This window comes from Pseudomonas sp. BF-R-30, assembly GCF_019956175.1.
Lineage (GTDB): Bacteria > Pseudomonadota > Gammaproteobacteria > Pseudomonadales > Pseudomonadaceae > Aquipseudomonas > Aquipseudomonas jessenii.
The window spans coordinates 216,800-232,847 of record NZ_JAHBDE010000055.1 but is presented as its reverse complement, the minus strand read 5'-3'; the positions used below and the strand labels follow the sequence as shown (position 1 = coordinate 232,847).

The following is a 16,048-nucleotide window of genomic DNA, read 5'->3' as shown; positions in this document are numbered from 1 at the left end:
AGCCAGATCAGAAGTTCACACCAAAGCTCAACGCCACGAAGTCACGGTCGGTGAGGACGTTGTAGTCGCCGCCGAAAAAGTCGGTGTAACTGAGGCTGGCGGTATAGGTGTTGCGATAGTCCGCATCGACACCGAGGCTGATGGCCTTGGCGCCTTCGTTGAACAGACCGTTGGGACCAAAGCCTGCGACGTCGTGGGACCACGAGAGGTTGGGCCTGAAGTTGATCCCGGCCATGAGGTTGTTGTAGTCGAGGATGGCCCGGGCGCGATAACCCCATGAAGTCGAAGTCACGAAGCCGTCGGTATCGCCACCGAATCCATACTGGCCATACACCGAGTCGCGGCCGTAGCGCAGTTTGGTGCGTGCTTCCAGACCACCGACCCGAACCACCGCCGCCTCGCCTACCAGGGTCAGGCGATCTGCACCCGCGACCTGATCGATGAAGTGCGTCAGGGTGCTCTGGATCTGCGTCACCTCCTTGCGGCGGTAGCCTTTGTTGTCGGCCCCCGGTGACGTGGCAATGGGCGATGCTGCTCCGCCCGCGATAGGGTTGAGCAAGGCCAGGGTCAGGTCATTGGTGTTGACCTGCACCGGGGCGTTGGGACGGTAGCTGATTTCCCCGCTCCACGCGGTGCCGGTGGATAACGTGGTGGCGAAGCTGGCGCCGTAGAGGCGGATGTCCTCCGGGTATTCGAGGTAATACTGGCCGCGACCGAGCATCACACTTTGGGCCAGGCCTGAACCGGTGCCGGGCGCGATGCGGTTGGCGGTGGCAACGATTCCCGGAATGCTTGCCAGCGTACCGGGGCCGGCGGTGGTGGTCCCGACATTCGGTGAACGACTGTGGTAGTTCATGAAGTACAGGCCGTACTCGGTGTCGTCCCCCAGCCAGCGCAGCGCCGTACCCCACTGCCCGGAATCCCGGGCATCGCGGTCACCGCCACGGGGAACGATCACCCCCTCCTTGCTGACCTCGAAGCCCTGGCCAAAGGCAGCTGCAATCGGCTGCAAGGGTGCAATGGCCGGGTTGGCAACGGTGTAGCCCTTGTTGCAGCCGTCCGCCACCACGTCGACACCAAAGAAAGTGCCGCAGTTATCGACGACCGTCTGGTCCCACTCCAGTTGATAGAAGCCTTCCACGGTCAGCTTTTCCGTCAGCCCCTGGGAGGCGAACAACATGTTGACCGGGATCAGGCCTTCCTTGATCTCGGCGCCAGGACGACGGAACGCGGACACGTCGACCGGATTGATGCTGTTGATCGAGTTGCCGATGAACGTGCTCTCCCCCCAACTGACCACCTGCTTGCCAGCGCGGACCGTGCCCGGCAAATCGGCGAGGGAGTAGTTGTGATAGACGAAAGCGTCGAGGATTTGTCCGCCTGAAGACTTGGCGCCTTCTTTGCGATTGTGATCGCTGATGTCCTTGAAGGGGCGGCTTTCATCCTTGAGTTCAAAGTCGTACCAGTACTTGCCACGCACAAACGCACCGGTGTCGCCGTACTTCAGTTCGAGGTCGTGAATACCCTTGAAGATCTTCGAGAAGGTTTCACCCTTCTTGAAATTCAATCGCCCGTCGTCACCGGTCGAAGACTGGCCGGAGCCGCCGTTGACGATGCCCACCAGGGATTTATCCGCATCACGCATGCCCCAGCTCGCGCCGACCGACAACGAGGAGTCGAACGTCCCCTCGATCTCCCCGATGTTGAATGAAAGGGCCTGCGCCTGGGCGCAACAGCCTAATGCGACCGCAACCGCCAGCGCCTGCGGTGTGAAGATGGCGCGCATTGTTGTTTTTGTCATGCGTCTTCCCCGGTGAGTGACAGAAGGCCACACCCTACTGCCGGGCACCGGGGTCGATAAGCGCACCAAGGAGGTATTCGTGGTGTACCTCTTAAGGATGACTGGCACAGACGACGAGCACCCGAATCCCGACTGTTGCCGGGGCTGCAACAGTGCATGTCGGGAATTGGTATTTTTCCTACAGCGCCGAGGGCTTACTCTTACCTCACTGTCACAGTAAACCACCGCAGGCACCCTGTACCGGCCTGCGCCGTGACTGAAAGATTTCAGATGAATCGAGGATTCGGTTCGTCACCCTGTGTTCACTGACGTTGATTTGTAGCTCCTGATCCAACGTCTTACTTTGGCCGCTGCGTTTGCAGCGGCCTTTTTTATGGGCGATGGTTTTTGATAATTAACAGCTGCCAGTCAGTGCCCCCCGGAGCATCCAGGTAAAACTTCGCATGCCTACATTTCTTTCAGAAAGTACCTACAAGCATAGGTAAACACCAAAAGCACTCGAGTCTTTAAGTTGAACAGCAAGTCGGCGAACGCCTTTTTTATCTTCGTCCGACTTCAAACCTACTTATTGCGAGTGCAACCATGAAACCCATCAACTACAACCGGTATCGCTCAACCAGAAGTTTCAACAGTCGAATACGCTTTCTGATTCTTCACTACACGGCCGCTGACTTTTCAAGTTCTGTCAGTGCCCTGACTGGCCCCAATGTCAGCGCGCATTATCTGGTTCCAGATATCACGGACCCCAGTTACCTGAAGGCCGGCCATACCGGGCAGGAAGTTTTCAGCCTGGTGGATGAAACCTATCGCGCGTGGCACGCAGGTGTCAGTCAGTGGGGTAGCCACAGCAATCTGAACGATACGTCCATCGGCATTGAAATCGTCAACCTGGCGACCGACAACAAGGGCGAATTCACCTTTCCGCCGTATCACCCCGAGCAGATTGCTGCGATTGAACAACTGGCGCTGAATATCCTCATGCGCTACCCGGATATCACGCCGACGCAGGTTCTGGGCCACTCCGATGTTTCGATCGGCCGCAAAAGTGACCCGGGGCCGATGTTTCCCTGGCGGGAACTGTACTTGAAAGGCGTCGGCGCCTGGTTCGATGAAACCACTCGGGACGAGTATCTGCGCCAATACAACACATCGGGGGTTCCAGCCCGAAGCGAATTGCTGGGGCTGTTCAAATCCTATGGGTACGATGTTTCGGGAGCGTCTACGGAAGGCGGTATTCAACAATTGGTGCGGGCATTCCAGATGCATTTTCGCCCGGAAAACTTCGATGGAAAAATGGACGCGCAAACAGCCGCCAACCTGAAAGCGCTGGTCGTCAAATACTTTCCCGGCTGACCATTGGCAAACGGCTTTGCAGCCGACAAATGCAACAACCGGCAAGGTCAGTCAATGTGACCTTGCCGGTGGTATCAAAGCGTATATTTCTGCAAATTCCCCATCATTTCCTTCAGTGCTTCGATGTTGTCCTTCGGATGCGCCGCACCCTCGAAGTCGCAGATCTGCTGCCAGTGCGCCGCCACGTCTTCCGGGGAGAAGCCGGCCCGTGGATCGAAACCGATGCCGAGGCTGCGCTCCCAACGGACCTTGCCCATCCAGCCGCCGCCGACTTCGAACAGACCGGAGGTTTCCTGACAGTTCTCGCTTGCCAGGTACACCACCAGCGGGCTGACCAGTTCGGGTTTGAGCTGTTCGAAGACTTGCGGCGGGATCAGGCCTTCGGTCATGCGCGTGCCGCCGGTGGGGGCGATGGCGTTGACCAGGATGTTGTTCTTGCGGCCTTCGATGGCCAGGGTGCGGGTCAGGCCATAGAGACCGAGCTTGGCCATGCCGTAGTTGGACTGGCCGAAGTTGCCATAGATGCCCGAGGTCGACGCGGTGAAAATCACCCGGCCGTAATTCTGCTCGCGCATGTGCGGCCAGGCGGCGCGGGTGACTTTGTAGGCACCTTCGACGTGGACGCGGTAAACCAGGTCCCAGTCGGCGTCATCCATTTTGTGGAAGGTCTTGTCCCGCAGGATCCCGGCATTGTTGACCACCACGTCGACGCGACCGAAGACGTCCAGGGCGTGCTGGACCAGTTTGTCACCGTCAGTGACCGAGTCGTGGTTGGCTTCGGCAATGCCGCCGGCCTCGCGAATCTCCGCGACCACGCGGTCGGCGGCCGAGGCATTGGCGCCTTCGCCCTGGGCCGAGCCGCCAAGATCGTTGACCAGCACCCTGGCGCCCTGTTTGGCGAACAACAGTGCATGCGTCCGTCCCAGGCCGCCACCGGCTCCGGTGATGATCACGACTTTATCTTCGAAGCGCACAGACTCATTCATGGGGGGACTCCAGCAGGCCAAGGGACAGTGAGTCCGAGTTTCAGGCACGGCGCAGCAGGTCACAATGAACACGGGAGAGGCTGAATGGTGCGCGATAAGGCAGGGGGATGATTGAAAGCGAAACAGGCATGAACCCTGTGGCGAGGGGGCTTGTCGGATCGCCGCATCGCCCCGTTCGGCTGCGAAGCAGTCGTAAACCGGCTAAACGCGTTATACCTGAATCACTGCGCCGTATGGTTTGGGGCCGCTGCGCAGCCCAACGGGGGCAAGCCCCCTCGCCACAACAGTTCACCTTAAGGTTCAGGAACACGCCACCTTGCGCGGCGGCAAGAGCAATTGATCGCGAAACGCCAGGTAGTGCTTGAGCACCTCGCAGGGCGCCTCGATCTGCGGGTAGTGGCCAATGTCGGGCAACACTACCGTGTCCGCCTCCGGGATCAACTCCCGGTAACGCTCGACCATGTGCACTCCGGAGACCGGATCGACCCCGCCATCGATCACTCGCAGCGGCACTTCACCGCGTTGCATCGCGCTCACCCAGCGGTCGCGCCAGACGCGTCGCTCCGGGATGTAGCCGATCAATTTGTGCATGATCCGTGGCCCCTGATGGCTTTCGACCAGGCTCCAGAAATCATCCATCTGGCTTTCACTGGGACGGGTTTGCGGACCGAAAATCTGCCGAAAGCTTCTTACCAGGCCATCACGGCTGAAGGCGCGGCCTATCATCCAGCCCAAAGGGCTGAGCAAGAGTTTTTGCATCAGTACCGGGCGGTGGGTTTCCGGAAACAACCCGCCATTGAGAAACACGCAACTGGCCAGTTCCACCCGCGACTCGTAATGCCGGGCCAGCAGTTCCTGAGCCACGCTGTCGCCGTAATCGTGGGCGAGCAAGTGCACTGGCTGCTCGACATTCAGGTGTTCAAGCAGTGCCTGTTGCAGATCCGCTTGCTCCAGCAGGCTGTATTCGTGATTCGCCGGTTTGGCCGAATCGCCGAAGCCCAGCATGTCGCAAGCGATCACGCGAAAGCGCTGGGCCAATGGCTGCCACAGGTAATGCCAGTCCCAACTGGCGGATGGAAAGCCGTGAATGAGCAACAGCGGCTCACCCTGGCCTGCTGCCCAGTAGCGGATGCTCTGGCCACGGAATACGAACGTCTGGCTGCGTTTGCGCCAGACACACAAGGGGATCTCGGCGAGCTCCATCAGAGTTTATAACCCGGGTCCAGTTTATCGAGTTTGCGCAGCAGTGCCGGCCAGGCCAGCGCTCCGCCCATTCCTTGAGCACTTCGGGTGACACCCGCGATCATGGCTTTGGCGCCGGCCAGAATCTGCGGTTCGATGGCGATCAGTTCAGCGGCACCGTTTTGCGCCATGACCTGAATGTCGCAGGCACGCTGAAAGGTGAACATCATCAGGAACGTATCGGCGATGGTGCTGCCGCAGGTCAGCAGACCGTGGTTATGCAACATCAGGAAATTGTTTTCACCGAGGTCGGCCTGTAGCCGCACTTTCTCTTCATGGTTGAGCGCCACGCCTTCATAGGCGTGGTAGGCCAGACTGGAAAGCACGAACAACGACTGTTGGCTGATCGGCAAAACACCCTGCTTCTGCGCCGACACCGCCACCCCCGAAGCCGTGTGGGTGTGGAGCACGCAGACGACATCGTGACGGGCTTCATGCACAGCACTGTGGATGGTGTAACCCGCCGGATTGATCTCGTGAGGACTGTCCATCAACTTGTTGCCGGCCTGATCCACCTTGACCAGGCTCGACGCGGTAATTTCGTGAAACATCAACCCGAACGGGTTGATCAGGAAATCTTCGGTGCCGGGCACCTTGGCGGAGATATGGGTGAAGATCAGGTCATCCCAGCCATGTTGGGCGACCAGGCGATAACAGGCTGCCAGGTCGATGCGGGTCTGCCACTCGGCAGCACTGACCTGGTCTTTGACACTGGGTGGCGATTGGACGGGAGCGACAGTCACGGCAAGGAGCCTCGGTGTTTTTATTATGGAGTGTTTCCTATGTTCACCGAGTCTAGTCAGCCCTTGAGGTTCGTGTAGTTGCATTGGCAGCCAGCTTGATGGCCCAGCGAGTCAGCCGCCCCGCTGTCCTGGATCCATGTCAAATGACCGGCGCCAGCAAGGGTCTGACAGGCATGGGGCCAGGGCAACGCTCAGCCGCGCAGTGCGCTGATCAGGTCCGCCAGCCAAGGCTCGGCGTCCGTCTCTGGGGTCACCGTTTCGCTGGCATCCAGGCGCAGCATCGGCAGCACTTCGCGAATGCCAAGTTCAGCGAACAATTCGCGCAACTGCTCGCCGCCGCCACAAAAAGTATCGCCATAACTCGCATCGCCCAATCCGATCACCGCGCCCGGCAAACCGCGCCAGGCTGCTGGCAATTGGTCACGAATGGTCGAGTACAGCGGCTGCAGGTTGTCCGGCAGCTCACCCATGCCGGTGGTCGAGGTCACAGCCAGAAAGGCTTCAGGGCCAAACGCCTGGATGTCGGCGAGGGTCGCACGCGGGTTGTGCCAGGTTTCGAAACCGGCGGCGTTCAACAGGCTGGCGGCGTGGCGGGCAACTTCTTCGGCCGTGCCGTACACCGAGCCGGAAATGATGGCGACTTTCATCGATCTGATCCTGAATCCGAGTGAAAGACCCGGATATTAACACCACGGTTGTGATTATCTTTTAGAATGCAATTGACAATCAATCAGGAAAGGATACTCCGATGATTAATGCACAACTGCTGCAAATGGTGATCAACGCCTCCAACGACGGTATCGTGATTGCCGAAAAGGAAGGCGATCAGGACAAGATCCTCATTTACGTCAACCCCGCGTTCGAACGCCTGACGGGGTACTCCAGTGAAGAAATCCTCTATCAGGATTGTCGCTTCCTGCAGTCGGGGGACCGCGATCAGCAAGCGCTGCCGCTGATTCGCGATGCATTGAACCGTGAAGGAACCTGCCGGGAAATACTGCGCAACTACCGCAAGGACGGCACGCCGTTCTGGAACGAGCTGTCCCTTTCAACGGTGAAAAATCCAGCGGACGGGCAGACCTATTTTGTCGGCGTGCAGAAAGACGTCACCGTGCAGGTCAAGGCGCAACAGCGCGTGGCACAGCTGGAGAGGCAGTTGGCTGAACTCCAGGCCGAGCTTGCTGCGCTCAAGGCGACGAACGGTGCAAACGAAACCCGGAATTAATGGTCAGTAATTACAATCACCAATGACTTTGTAACTACATCTTTCGAGCTGGCCATGCAACGCGACGCGCTCCTGACCCAGGATGAGCTGGATTTCATCCAGACCATGCAACACAACCCGCAACTCAATGTGCGGGACGCGACGTCGAGCCTGCTCGTCAACGGTGGGTCGCAAATCCGTGACCTGCTCACCCGCCTGGCGGCCCATGAGCAGGTCACCATTCAAGCCAGCTTCGAAAACCAGCAAATGACCTTCCCCCTGCACTTGGTGGAAGACGAGTTCCATGCGCTGCATTTGCGCCTCGGCGTGCCCAGCATCTATGAAGGCGGGCCGATGGTGCGGCCTTGGCGCCTGGTACTGGATGAACCGGTAGCGCTGGAAAACGCCAAGGGTCAACCCGGCACCCTGTGGGTACACGAAGTGTCGTGCAAAGGGGTTTTGCTGGAAGCTCGCAACAAGACCAAACCACCGAAGCATTTCGCCTTGTGGTTCAGCCCCTCAGGCTACGAGCGGATTGCCTTGCGCGGTACTTTCGAGAAAGAAAACGAACAGGGCTTCTACGCCTATCAACTGAGCCTGAGCGATACCGATGAAGCCGAGCGTCTGCGCCAGTTCATCCTGCAACAGCATCGTTTGACTCATCCCGCGCTGCATCTCTGAACGTCAAGTATCCAGAGTATCCGCCAGGAACTGCTTCAGACGCTGGCTCATGACCTCCCCTTCATTGCCCAGGCAACCGATCGATGACCCGGCCAGGCTTTCCTGTGCCAGGTCAGAAGCATCGCCGGCCAACAACAATCGGCACTCCAGACTCATGGCCAGGCGATTCAGACGCCGCGGCAACTCGGGAGCCGGCACATGATTGGAAAACAGCACCAGAGCCAGGGGCTTGATCCTTTCACACATCAGCGCCAGTTCCTCGAATGGCTGGCCCATGTTCAGTACGCGAACGGCCAATGGCCCGGAACTCAGGAACAGGGCGGCGACCAACAGTTCCAGTTCCCGGCAATTGCCATCCAGGGCACAGATGACCACGCGACGCGGCTGTTTTTCGCGCATCAACAACAGACGCTGCAACACCCGGGAACGCAAAAAACCATCCAGGAACAGCCACTCGCTGGTGCCGCCGAACTGGTCCTGGCGTTGCAACAACCGCTTCCAGACGGGCATCAGAATGCCCTGGAACACCACCGGCAGGGAGTAGCTGGAAAAGACTTGCCCGTAGAGCTCCTCCAGCCGAAGCTCGTCAAACCCGTTGACCGCAACATGAATCTGCTGCCGCCACTGCGCGTAATCGGCTTCCACGAGGTTGTTGGGGATGATATGCGACAACGCCTGAAGTGGCTCGGTCCTGGCCAGGATCTTGCCGATCCTGCTGACGGCAACCCCGCGCTCGATCCAGCCGAGAATGCTATGGACACGCTCAATATCGGACATCGAATACAGTCGATGCCCACTGTCGGTGCGTGTTGGAACAATCAGGCCATATCGTCGCTCCCAGGCTCGAAGCGTGACCGGGTTGACACCTGTCAGTCGCGCCACCTCGCGAATGGGAAAGAGCTCTTCCTGTTCGAGAGCGACAGCCTGCGTGGAGCCTGAAGCGACGTCTGTAAATATGGGCATCCTGTTGAAACATCCTTGTATCGTCCAAGGCGTATTCTAACGCCCCTGCCCCGTAAAGTTTCCGTAAAAAATCGATACCGCGAATGAACGGATAAACGTCACAGACGCCACGGGCGGAATCAGGAATAATCCTTGCTTGTTTCGAGTCGCAGCCCACCACCCCGGCGCTGCGCCTGGCGAAGTTCCTATCCGGAGCGACGCAAATGCCTTACGGAGATACACAATGTCTACCCCTCCCGTCACGCTGATGGTTGCGCGCCGCGTTGCCAATGGACGCTACCAGGACCTGATCGCCTGGCTGCGCGAAGGCGAACAACTGGCCACCGATTTTCCCGGTTATCTCGGCTCCGGTGTGCTTGCTCCGCCGCCCGGCGATGACGAATTCCAGATCATTTTCCGCTTCGCCAACGAGCAGACCCTGCACGCCTGGGAACATTCCGCTTCGCGCAGCGCCTGGCTCGGACGTGGCGGCGACCTGTTCGCCCACCCGACAGAACACCGGGTCAGCGGCATCGAGGGCTGGTTCGGTGCCGTCGGTCAACGCCCGCCACGCTGGAAACAGGCCGTGGCGATCTGGCTGGCGTTCTTTCCGGTTTCGCTGCTGTTCAACTTTGTGCTGGGGCCGCTGTTGAGTGACATGAGCCTGCTGCCGCGGGTGTTCATCAGCACCCTGTGCCTGACGCCGCTGATGGTTTACCTGTTCATTCCATTGTCGACCCGTTTGCTGGCCAATTGGCTGAACAGCACACCGGCACGACCATTGCCCGTCGAACCCACCGTCCAAAATCGCTGATGATCTCCTGTGGGAGCGGGCTTGCTCGCGAAGGTGGCATATCAGTCAACACTTGTACTGTCTGACACCACGCTTTCGCGAGCAAGCCCGCTCCCACACAGGCCCGTTTTGCACAATAGGTAGAGCGCTCCCGTCGCTGGTATAGTTTTGCTCTCACCGCGATGCGAGCCGTTCATGACTTCTTCCGCAGCCCCTGTCCTCATTACCGGCGCCGGCCAGCGTGTCGGCCTGCACTGCGCCCGACGATTGCTGGAAGATGGCCATCGGGTGATTTTCAGCTACCGCAGCGAGCGTCCCGGCGTACAAGCCCTGCGCGACCTGGGGGCCACCGCGGTGTTCGCGGACTTCGCCAGCGAGGCCGGGATCTTCGCCTTCATCAACGAGTTGAAAACCCATACCGACAGCCTGCGGGCAATCGTCCACAATGCCTCCGAATGGCTGGCTGAAACACCGGACACCGACGCCGCGGCATTCACCCGCATGTTCAGCGTGCACATGCTGGCGCCCTACCTGATCAACCTGCATTGCGCCGACCTGCTGCATCGCTCGAGCCCCGCCGATATCGTGCACATCAGCGATGACGTGACCCGCAAGGGCAGCAGCAGGCACATCGGTTATTGCGCCAGCAAAGCCGGGCTCGACAGCCTGACCCTGTCCTTCGCCGCCCGGTACGCGCCGGCCATCAAGGTCAACGGGATCGCACCGGCCCTGCTACTGTTCAACCCTGAAGACGACGCGGCCTACCGCGCCAAGGCGCTGGCCAAGTCCGCGCTGGGCATCGAACCCGGTTGTGAAGTGATCTACCAGAGCCTGCGCTATCTGCTCGACAACCCTTATGTCACCGGCACCACCCTGACCGTCAATGGCGGAAGGCACATCAAATAGTGTCCCGCGAGGATTTTCCATGACGTTATCCCTGCCCCAGAATTATCGTGAGATCCTCATCGGTCTCGGTGAAAACCCCGACCGCGAGGGTTTGCTCGATACGCCGACGCGTGCAGCCAAAGCCATGCAGTACCTTTGCCATGGCTATGAGCAAAGTGTCGAAGATATCGTCAATGGCGCGCTGTTCGCCTCCGACAATGATGAAATGGTCATCGTCGACAACATCGAGCTGTACTCGCTGTGCGAACACCACATACTGCCCTTCATCGGCAAGGCGCATGTGGCTTATATTCCAACCGGCAAGGTGCTGGGCCTGTCGAAGATCGCGCGGCTGGTGGACATGTTCGCCCGGCGCCTGCAAATCCAGGAAAACCTCACCCGGCAAATCGCCGACGCGGTGCAGCAAGTGACCGGCGCGGCAGGCGTCGCAGTGGTCATCGAGGCGCAGCACATGTGCATGATGATGCGCGGCGTCGAGAAACAGAATTCGACCATGAACACCTCGGTGATGCTCGGTGCCTTCCGCGAGTCGAGCAATACCCGCCAGGAGTTCCTGCAATTGATTGGACGGAGCAAGTAGCAATGCCACAACTTCAGCCAGGCATGGCACGCATCCGGGTCAAAGACCTGTGCCTGCGTACCTTCATCGGCATCAACGAGGATGAAATCCTCAACAAGCAGGATGTGCTGATCAACCTCACCATTCTGTACGCAGCCCAGGAAGCGGTACGGGACAACGACATCGATCACGCGTTGAACTACCGGACCATTACCAAGGCAATCATCGCCCATGTGGAAGGCAACCGCTTTGCGCTGCTCGAACGCCTGACCCAGGAAATTCTCGACCTGGTGATGGCCAACGCATCGGTGCTGTACGCCGAGGTCGAGGTCGACAAGCCCCACGCACTGCGATTCGCCGAGTCGGTGTCGATAACACTCGCGGCAAGCCGCTGAGCTTCAAGCTTCAAGCCGCAAGCGGTAGACTTCAAGCCACCGCCATCCAACTTGCAGCTTCAAGCGTGCCGCTTGAAGCTGTCTCGCAGAGACCGCCATGACCGATCAACAACGCCTGGAACTCGAAGCCGCCGCCTTTCGTCGGCTGGTGGCCCACCTGGACAGCCGCAAGGATGTGCAGAACATCGACCTGATGAACCTCTCGGGCTTTTGCCGCAACTGCCTGTCCAAGTGGTACAAGGCCGCGGCCGACGACCGCCAGATCGAGGTCAGCCTCGACGAAGCCCGCGAAGTGGTTTACGGCATGCCGTACGCCGAATGGAAAGCCCAATATCAGCAAGAAGCCAGCGCCGACCAGCAAGCGGCGTTCGCCAAAGGAAAACCCAATGAGTGATTTGAACACCCTGCGCGCCAGCCTCAAGACCGGCGAACACGCCTTCGCCGACACCCTTGCGTTCATTGCCGCCGGTTACGACTACCAGCCTCAGGCCTTCAACAACGGTGGTGTGGAAAACGCGGCCGGGCAGAACGAAGGCTCGTGCAAGACCCTGGGCCTGGCGCAGCTCGAAGGCTTGAGCGATGAAGAAGCCCTGCTGGCGTTCGGCGAGCATTACCGCTCGGTGCTGGCGACGCCTGAAGGCAGCGATCACGGCAATATCCGCGCGTTGATTGCCCATGGTCTGGCCGGGGTGAAGTTCGCTCAACAGCCGCTGACACGCCGCTGATTTGATTTGTAGGAGCGAGCCCGCTCGCGATGGACTGAAGAACGCCACGGGGTGTCAGGCTCCCAGCGTCATCGTTCACCACCATCGCGAGCAAGCTCGCTCCTACAGGTTTTGCGTTCATGGCGCGCAATTGATCACAAGCACAACCCGACTTTTAAGATTGACCCGGCAACTTTATTTCGTTTGCCCCGTACCACCGCTCACGGCTTAGATAAAAAGAAGTCCTTCTTCTTCCGAGCCGGTCATTCATGCGCAGCGAAACCATCAGCCAGTCGATCAACATCGTTCACCCTGTCACGCTCAGCCACGGCAAGAATGCCGAGGTCTGGGACACCGATGGCAAACGCTACATCGACTTTGTCGGCGGCATCGGTGTGTTGAACCTCGGCCATTGCCATCCGCGCATCGTCGAAGCCATTCGCGAACAAGCCACCCGTCTGACCCACTACGCGTTCAACGCTGCGCCCCATGAGCCTTACCTCGAACTGATGGATTGCCTCAGCGCATTCATGCCTGTGGGTTACCCGGTCAGCGGCATGCTCACCAACAGCGGCGCGGAAGCGGCGGAAAACGCCCTGAAGATCGTCCGTGGCGCCACCGGCCGCAGCGCGGTCATCGCCTTCGACGGCGCTTTCCACGGCCGCACACTGGCCACCCTCAACCTCAATGGCAAAGTCGCGCCGTACAAACAAAAAGTCGGCGTGTTGCCGGGGCCGGTGTTTCACCTGCCCTTCCCCAGCCAGGACAACGGCGTCACCTGTGCCGAGGCCCTCAAAGCCATGGAGCGCCTGTTCAGCGTCGAGATCGATGTCGAAGACGTCGCCTGCTTTATCGTCGAACCGGTGCAGGGTGAAGCGGGTTTCCTGGCCATGGACGTCGAGTTCGCCCAGGCGCTGCGCAAGTTCTGCGACGACAAGGGCATTGTGCTGATCGCCGATGAAATCCAGTCCGGTTTCGGCCGTACCGGGGAGCGTTTCGCCTTCTCGCGGTTGGGCATCGAGCCCGATCTGATCCTGCTCGGCAAAAGCATCGCCGGCGGCGTGCCGCTGGGTGCGGTGGTCGGGCGCAAGTCGCTGCTCGACAATTTGCCCAAGGGCGGACTCGGTGGCACTTACTCCGGCAATCCCATCGCCTGTGCAGCGGCACTGGCAACCCTGGACGAAATGACCGATGCCAACCTGCATGCCTGGGGCACCCAACAGGAAGAAGCGATTGTCGGTCGCCACGCGACCTGGCGCGCGAACAACCTGACGCCGTACCTGGGACGCCTGACCGGCGTCGGCGCCATGCGTGGTATCGAGCTGATCAACGCCGATGGCTCGCCCGCACCGACACAATTGACCCAACTGCTGGCACTGGCGCGCGACGCCGGTTTGCTGCTGATGCCCAGCGGCAAGTCGCGGCACATCATTCGCTTGCTGGCGCCGCTGACCATCGAGGCGGCGGTGCTTGAAGAAGGTTTGGATATCCTGGAGGCGTGCCTGAAGAAATTGGCCTGAACCTACGCCCCCCCTGCGGGAGCGGGCTTGCTCGCGAAAGCGTAGTGTCAGTCGACATAAAAACTGAATGACACACCGCATTCGCGAGCAAGCCCGCTCCCACATTGGAATGTGTTCGGCATTAAATCGCGGGCACAAAAAAACCGGCCGAAGCCGGTTTTTTCATTTCGACGAAAACAGAATCAAGCGTTCTGCAGATTGTCGAGGTAACGCTCGGCATCCAGTGCCGCCATGCAACCTGCGCCAGCCGAGGTGATGGCCTGACGGTACACGTGGTCAGCCACGTCACCAGCGGCGAAGATACCTTCGAGGCTGGTGGCAGTGGCGTTGCCGTCACGGCCGCCCTGCACAACCAGGTAGCCGTCTTTGAGGGTCAACTGGCCTTCGAACAGCGAAGTGTTCGGGGTATGGCCGATGGCGATGAACACGCCGTCGACTTTCACTTCGTCGAAGCTGCCGTCGTTGTTCTTCAGGCGGGCACCGGTCACGCCCATGTTGTCGCCCAGCACTTCGTCCAGGGTCGCGTTCAGCTTCAGCTCGATCTTGCCTTCGGCGACACGGGCGTTCAGCTTGTCGATCAGGATCTTCTCGGCGCGGAAGGTTTCACGACGGTGGATCAGGGTGACTTTGCTGGCGATGTTGGCCAGATACAGGGCTTCCTCAACAGCGGTGTTGCCGCCGCCGACCACGGCCACCGGCTTGTTGCGATAGAAGAAACCGTCGCAGGTCGCACAGGCCGAAACGCCTTTGCCCATGAAGGTTTCTTCCGATGGCAGGCCCAGGTAACGAGCGCTGGCGCCGGTGGCGATGATCAGGGCGTCACAGGTGTAAGTCGCGCTGTCGCCGGTCAGGGTGTATGGCTTGGCGGCGAAGTCGACGGCATTGATGTGATCGAAAACGATCTCGGTTTCAAAGCGCTCGGCGTGCTCACGCATCCGCTCCATCAGCGCCGGGCCGGTCAGGCCGTGGACGTCGCCCGGCCAGTTGTCGACTTCGGTGGTGGTGGTCAGTTGACCGCCGGCCTGCATGCCGGTGATCAGCAGTGGCTTGAGGTTGGCACGGGCGGCATAGACCGCAGCGCTGTAACCGGCAGGGCCGGAACCGAGAATAATCACTCGCGAATGACGGACTTCAGACATGACCTGCTCCTGTTGACCGGCCCGGAATACCTGGCACGGAACGCCGGATTGCCGGCTGGAATAAAAAAGAACGGTTGAAAGCACTTGGGGAAGGCTTGACCCGACCGTCCTGTAAAAAGATTGGGTGCAGCGTATCGAGGGGGCGAAGATTAAGGAAATACGGTTTAACAATCCAGCTCATAGGTGGTCTCTATGGCATCTGACCGACGATATCGACGTCTTTGTTACAGTGAATGTCGATACCGCCACCGCGCTTTCGTCTGCGAAGCAAAGCCGGTAAGGTCGGCGCGTTTTCCCTCTGCTCGGAGCACTTTATGCCCGCCCCTGTACTGTCCGGCCCGCAATACCTGCGCGAAGGCCTCAAGCTGGTGTTGAGCCCCAGCCTGCGTTTGTTTGTGCTGTTGCCGTTGGCAATCAACCTGGTGCTGTTCGTCGGATTGATCTACCTGGCCAGCCATCAATTCAGCCTGTGGGTCGACACCTTGATGCCATCGCTGCCCGACTGGCTGAGTTTTCTCAGCTACATCCTCTGGCCATTGTTCGTGGTGCTGGTGGTGTTGATGGTGTTCTTCTCCTTCACCATGCTCGCCAACGTCATTGCCGCGCCGTTCAACGGCTTCCTCGCGGAGAAAGTCGAAGTGGTGGTGCGCGGCACCGACGACTTCCCGGCCTTCAGTTGGGGCGAGTTGATCGCCATGATTCCGCGTACCCTGGCCCGGGAAATGCGCAAGCTCGGCTATTTTCTGCCCCGGGCGATCGGGCTGTTCATCCTCTCGTTCATCCCGGTGGTGAACATCATCGCCGCGCCGCTGTGGCTGTTGTTCGGGGTGTGGATGATGGCGATCCAGTACATCGACTACCCGGCGGACAACCACAAGCTGGGCTGGAACGAGATGCTCGCCTGGCTGCGCGAGAAGCGCTGGCAGAGCATGAGCTTCGGCGGCAGCGTGTACCTGGTGCTGCTGATCCCGGTGGTGAACATCCTGATGATGCCGGCGGCCGTGGCCGGGGCGACGCTGTTCTGGGTGCGTGAACGCGGGGCAGAAAACCTGGTAACCCAGCGCTGAGTCACAAATCCAT

General features: G+C 59.6%; 18 protein-coding genes. 11 read left to right on the top strand and 7 right to left on the bottom strand.

What is annotated here, in order from left to right; genetic code table 11:
• Positions 1-7: 7 nt before the first annotated feature.
• Entirely contained in the window at positions 8-1,801 is a 1,794-nt protein-coding gene (locus KGB20_RS23880) for a DUF1302 domain-containing protein (protein ID WP_102669112.1), read from the bottom strand.
• Between the two features lie 582 nt (positions 1,802-2,383).
• Between KGB20_RS23880 and KGB20_RS23875 the strand changes: the two genes are divergently transcribed.
• Complete coding sequence (locus KGB20_RS23875) at positions 2,384-3,154, top strand: N-acetylmuramoyl-L-alanine amidase (protein WP_154910426.1); 771 nt, start codon at positions 2,384-2,386, stop codon at positions 3,152-3,154.
• Positions 3,155-3,228: 74 nt separating this feature from the next.
• Here the strand turns inward: KGB20_RS23875 and KGB20_RS23870 are convergent, their stop codons facing one another.
• The 4 genes from KGB20_RS23870 to KGB20_RS23855 all read right to left on the bottom strand — a co-directional run bounded on the left by KGB20_RS23870 (position 3,229) and on the right by KGB20_RS23855 (position 6,772).
• Complete coding sequence (locus KGB20_RS23870; protein WP_057716392.1) at positions 3,229-4,140, bottom strand: SDR family oxidoreductase; 912 nt, start codon at positions 4,138-4,140, stop codon at positions 3,229-3,231.
• A 300-nt stretch (positions 4,141-4,440) separates the two neighbouring features.
• Entirely contained in the window at positions 4,441-5,343 is a 903-nt protein-coding gene (locus KGB20_RS23865; RefSeq protein ID WP_057716393.1) for an alpha/beta fold hydrolase, read from the bottom strand.
• Positions 5,343-6,125: a class II aldolase/adducin family protein gene (locus tag KGB20_RS23860; RefSeq protein WP_150812788.1), complete on the bottom strand. Its 783-nt coding sequence runs from the start codon at positions 6,123-6,125 to the stop codon at positions 5,343-5,345. The genes KGB20_RS23865 and KGB20_RS23860 overlap by 1 nt, the downstream gene beginning before the upstream one ends.
• A gap of 191 nt (positions 6,126-6,316) precedes the next feature.
• On the bottom strand, positions 6,317-6,772 hold the full coding sequence (locus KGB20_RS23855) for a flavodoxin (RefSeq protein WP_150812789.1): 456 nt from the start codon (positions 6,770-6,772) through the stop codon (positions 6,317-6,319).
• A 101-nt stretch (positions 6,773-6,873) separates the two neighbouring features.
• Here KGB20_RS23855 and KGB20_RS23850 point away from each other — a divergent pair, with 101 nt between their 5' ends.
• Positions 6,874-7,350: a PAS domain-containing protein gene (locus KGB20_RS23850; protein WP_150812790.1), complete on the top strand. Its 477-nt coding sequence runs from the start codon at positions 6,874-6,876 to the stop codon at positions 7,348-7,350.
• A gap of 54 nt (positions 7,351-7,404) precedes the next feature.
• Positions 7,405-8,010 carry a hypothetical protein gene (locus KGB20_RS23845; protein WP_150812791.1) on the top strand — a complete coding sequence of 202 codons (606 nt, stop codon included), beginning with the start codon at positions 7,405-7,407 and terminating at the stop codon, positions 8,008-8,010.
• A gap of 3 nt (positions 8,011-8,013) precedes the next feature.
• Here KGB20_RS23845 and KGB20_RS23840 read toward each other — a convergent pair whose 3' ends face one another.
• A complete protein-coding gene (locus tag KGB20_RS23840) occupies positions 8,014-8,973 on the bottom strand; it encodes a MerR family transcriptional regulator (protein ID WP_154910428.1) in 960 nt (319 codons plus the stop codon).
• Between the two features lie 223 nt (positions 8,974-9,196).
• On the opposite strand from KGB20_RS23840, the gene KGB20_RS23835 reads away from it, so the two are divergent.
• The 7 genes from KGB20_RS23835 to KGB20_RS23800 all read left to right on the top strand — a co-directional run bounded on the left by KGB20_RS23835 (position 9,197) and on the right by KGB20_RS23800 (position 13,829).
• Positions 9,197-9,766, top strand: a complete 570-nt coding sequence (locus KGB20_RS23835) for an antibiotic biosynthesis monooxygenase (RefSeq protein ID WP_154910429.1) — start codon at positions 9,197-9,199, stop codon at positions 9,764-9,766.
• A gap of 174 nt (positions 9,767-9,940) precedes the next feature.
• Entirely contained in the window at positions 9,941-10,651 is a 711-nt protein-coding gene (gene folM / locus KGB20_RS23830) for a dihydromonapterin reductase (protein WP_154861603.1), read from the top strand.
• Positions 10,652-10,670: 19 nt separating this feature from the next.
• Complete coding sequence (gene folE / locus KGB20_RS23825; RefSeq protein WP_154910431.1) at positions 10,671-11,231, top strand: GTP cyclohydrolase I FolE; 561 nt, start codon at positions 10,671-10,673, stop codon at positions 11,229-11,231.
• A 2-nt stretch (positions 11,232-11,233) separates the two neighbouring features.
• Positions 11,234-11,605 (top strand): dihydroneopterin triphosphate 2'-epimerase, encoded by a 372-nt coding sequence (folX, locus tag KGB20_RS23820; protein WP_007970304.1) that lies wholly within the window; start codon positions 11,234-11,236, stop codon positions 11,603-11,605.
• 97 nt (positions 11,606-11,702) lie between these two features.
• A complete protein-coding gene (locus tag KGB20_RS23815) occupies positions 11,703-11,999 on the top strand; it encodes a DUF1244 domain-containing protein (RefSeq protein WP_046040093.1) in 297 nt (98 codons plus the stop codon).
• On the top strand, positions 11,992-12,330 hold the full coding sequence (locus KGB20_RS23810; protein ID WP_150812796.1) for a HopJ type III effector protein: 339 nt from the start codon (positions 11,992-11,994) through the stop codon (positions 12,328-12,330). Before KGB20_RS23815 ends, KGB20_RS23810 begins: the two co-directional genes overlap by 8 nt.
• A gap of 248 nt (positions 12,331-12,578) precedes the next feature.
• Positions 12,579-13,829 (top strand): aspartate aminotransferase family protein, encoded by a 1,251-nt coding sequence (locus tag KGB20_RS23800; protein WP_150812797.1) that lies wholly within the window; start codon positions 12,579-12,581, stop codon positions 13,827-13,829.
• Between the two features lie 182 nt (positions 13,830-14,011).
• Here the strand turns inward: KGB20_RS23800 and trxB are convergent, their stop codons facing one another.
• Complete coding sequence (gene trxB / locus KGB20_RS23795) at positions 14,012-14,968, bottom strand: thioredoxin-disulfide reductase (RefSeq protein WP_057716403.1); 957 nt, start codon at positions 14,966-14,968, stop codon at positions 14,012-14,014.
• Between the two features lie 314 nt (positions 14,969-15,282).
• On the opposite strand from trxB, the gene cysZ reads away from it, so the two are divergent.
• Positions 15,283-16,035, top strand: a complete 753-nt coding sequence (gene cysZ, locus KGB20_RS23790; RefSeq protein WP_102669099.1) for a sulfate transporter CysZ — start codon at positions 15,283-15,285, stop codon at positions 16,033-16,035.
• Positions 16,036-16,048 lie beyond the last annotated feature (13 nt).

Bases quoted from the DNA above. Each gene is read 5' to 3' on its own strand.
- folX (WP_007970304.1), top strand. From the start codon at position 11,234: ATGCCACAACTTCAGCCAGGCATGGCACGCATCCGGGTCAAAGACCTG.
- KGB20_RS23810 (WP_150812796.1), top strand. From the start codon at position 11,992: ATGAGTGATTTGAACACCCTGCGCGCCAGCCTCAAGACCGGCGAACAC.
- KGB20_RS23845 (WP_150812791.1), top strand. From the start codon at position 7,405: ATGCAACGCGACGCGCTCCTGACCCAGGATGAGCTGGATTTCATCCAG.
- cysZ (WP_102669099.1), top strand. From the start codon at position 15,283: ATGCCCGCCCCTGTACTGTCCGGCCCGCAATACCTGCGCGAAGGCCTC.
- KGB20_RS23835 (WP_154910429.1), top strand. From the start codon at position 9,197: ATGTCTACCCCTCCCGTCACGCTGATGGTTGCGCGCCGCGTTGCCAAT.
- KGB20_RS23875 (WP_154910426.1), top strand. From the start codon at position 2,384: ATGAAACCCATCAACTACAACCGGTATCGCTCAACCAGAAGTTTCAAC.
- KGB20_RS23800 (WP_150812797.1), top strand. From the start codon at position 12,579: ATGCGCAGCGAAACCATCAGCCAGTCGATCAACATCGTTCACCCTGTC.
- KGB20_RS23870 (WP_057716392.1), bottom strand. From the start codon at position 4,140: ATGAATGAGTCTGTGCGCTTCGAAGATAAAGTCGTGATCATCACCGGA.
- KGB20_RS23815 (WP_046040093.1), top strand. From the start codon at position 11,703: ATGACCGATCAACAACGCCTGGAACTCGAAGCCGCCGCCTTTCGTCGG.
- KGB20_RS23855 (WP_150812789.1), bottom strand. From the start codon at position 6,772: ATGAAAGTCGCCATCATTTCCGGCTCGGTGTACGGCACGGCCGAAGAA.
- folM (WP_154861603.1), top strand. From the start codon at position 9,941: ATGACTTCTTCCGCAGCCCCTGTCCTCATTACCGGCGCCGGCCAGCGT.
- KGB20_RS23865 (WP_057716393.1), bottom strand. From the start codon at position 5,343: ATGGAGCTCGCCGAGATCCCCTTGTGTGTCTGGCGCAAACGCAGCCAG.
- KGB20_RS23850 (WP_150812790.1), top strand. From the start codon at position 6,874: ATGATTAATGCACAACTGCTGCAAATGGTGATCAACGCCTCCAACGAC.
- KGB20_RS23840 (WP_154910428.1), bottom strand. From the start codon at position 8,973: ATGCCCATATTTACAGACGTCGCTTCAGGCTCCACGCAGGCTGTCGCT.
- KGB20_RS23880 (WP_102669112.1), bottom strand. From the start codon at position 1,801: ATGACAAAAACAACAATGCGCGCCATCTTCACACCGCAGGCGCTGGCG.
- folE (WP_154910431.1), top strand. From the start codon at position 10,671: ATGACGTTATCCCTGCCCCAGAATTATCGTGAGATCCTCATCGGTCTC.
- trxB (WP_057716403.1), bottom strand. From the start codon at position 14,968: ATGTCTGAAGTCCGTCATTCGCGAGTGATTATTCTCGGTTCCGGCCCT.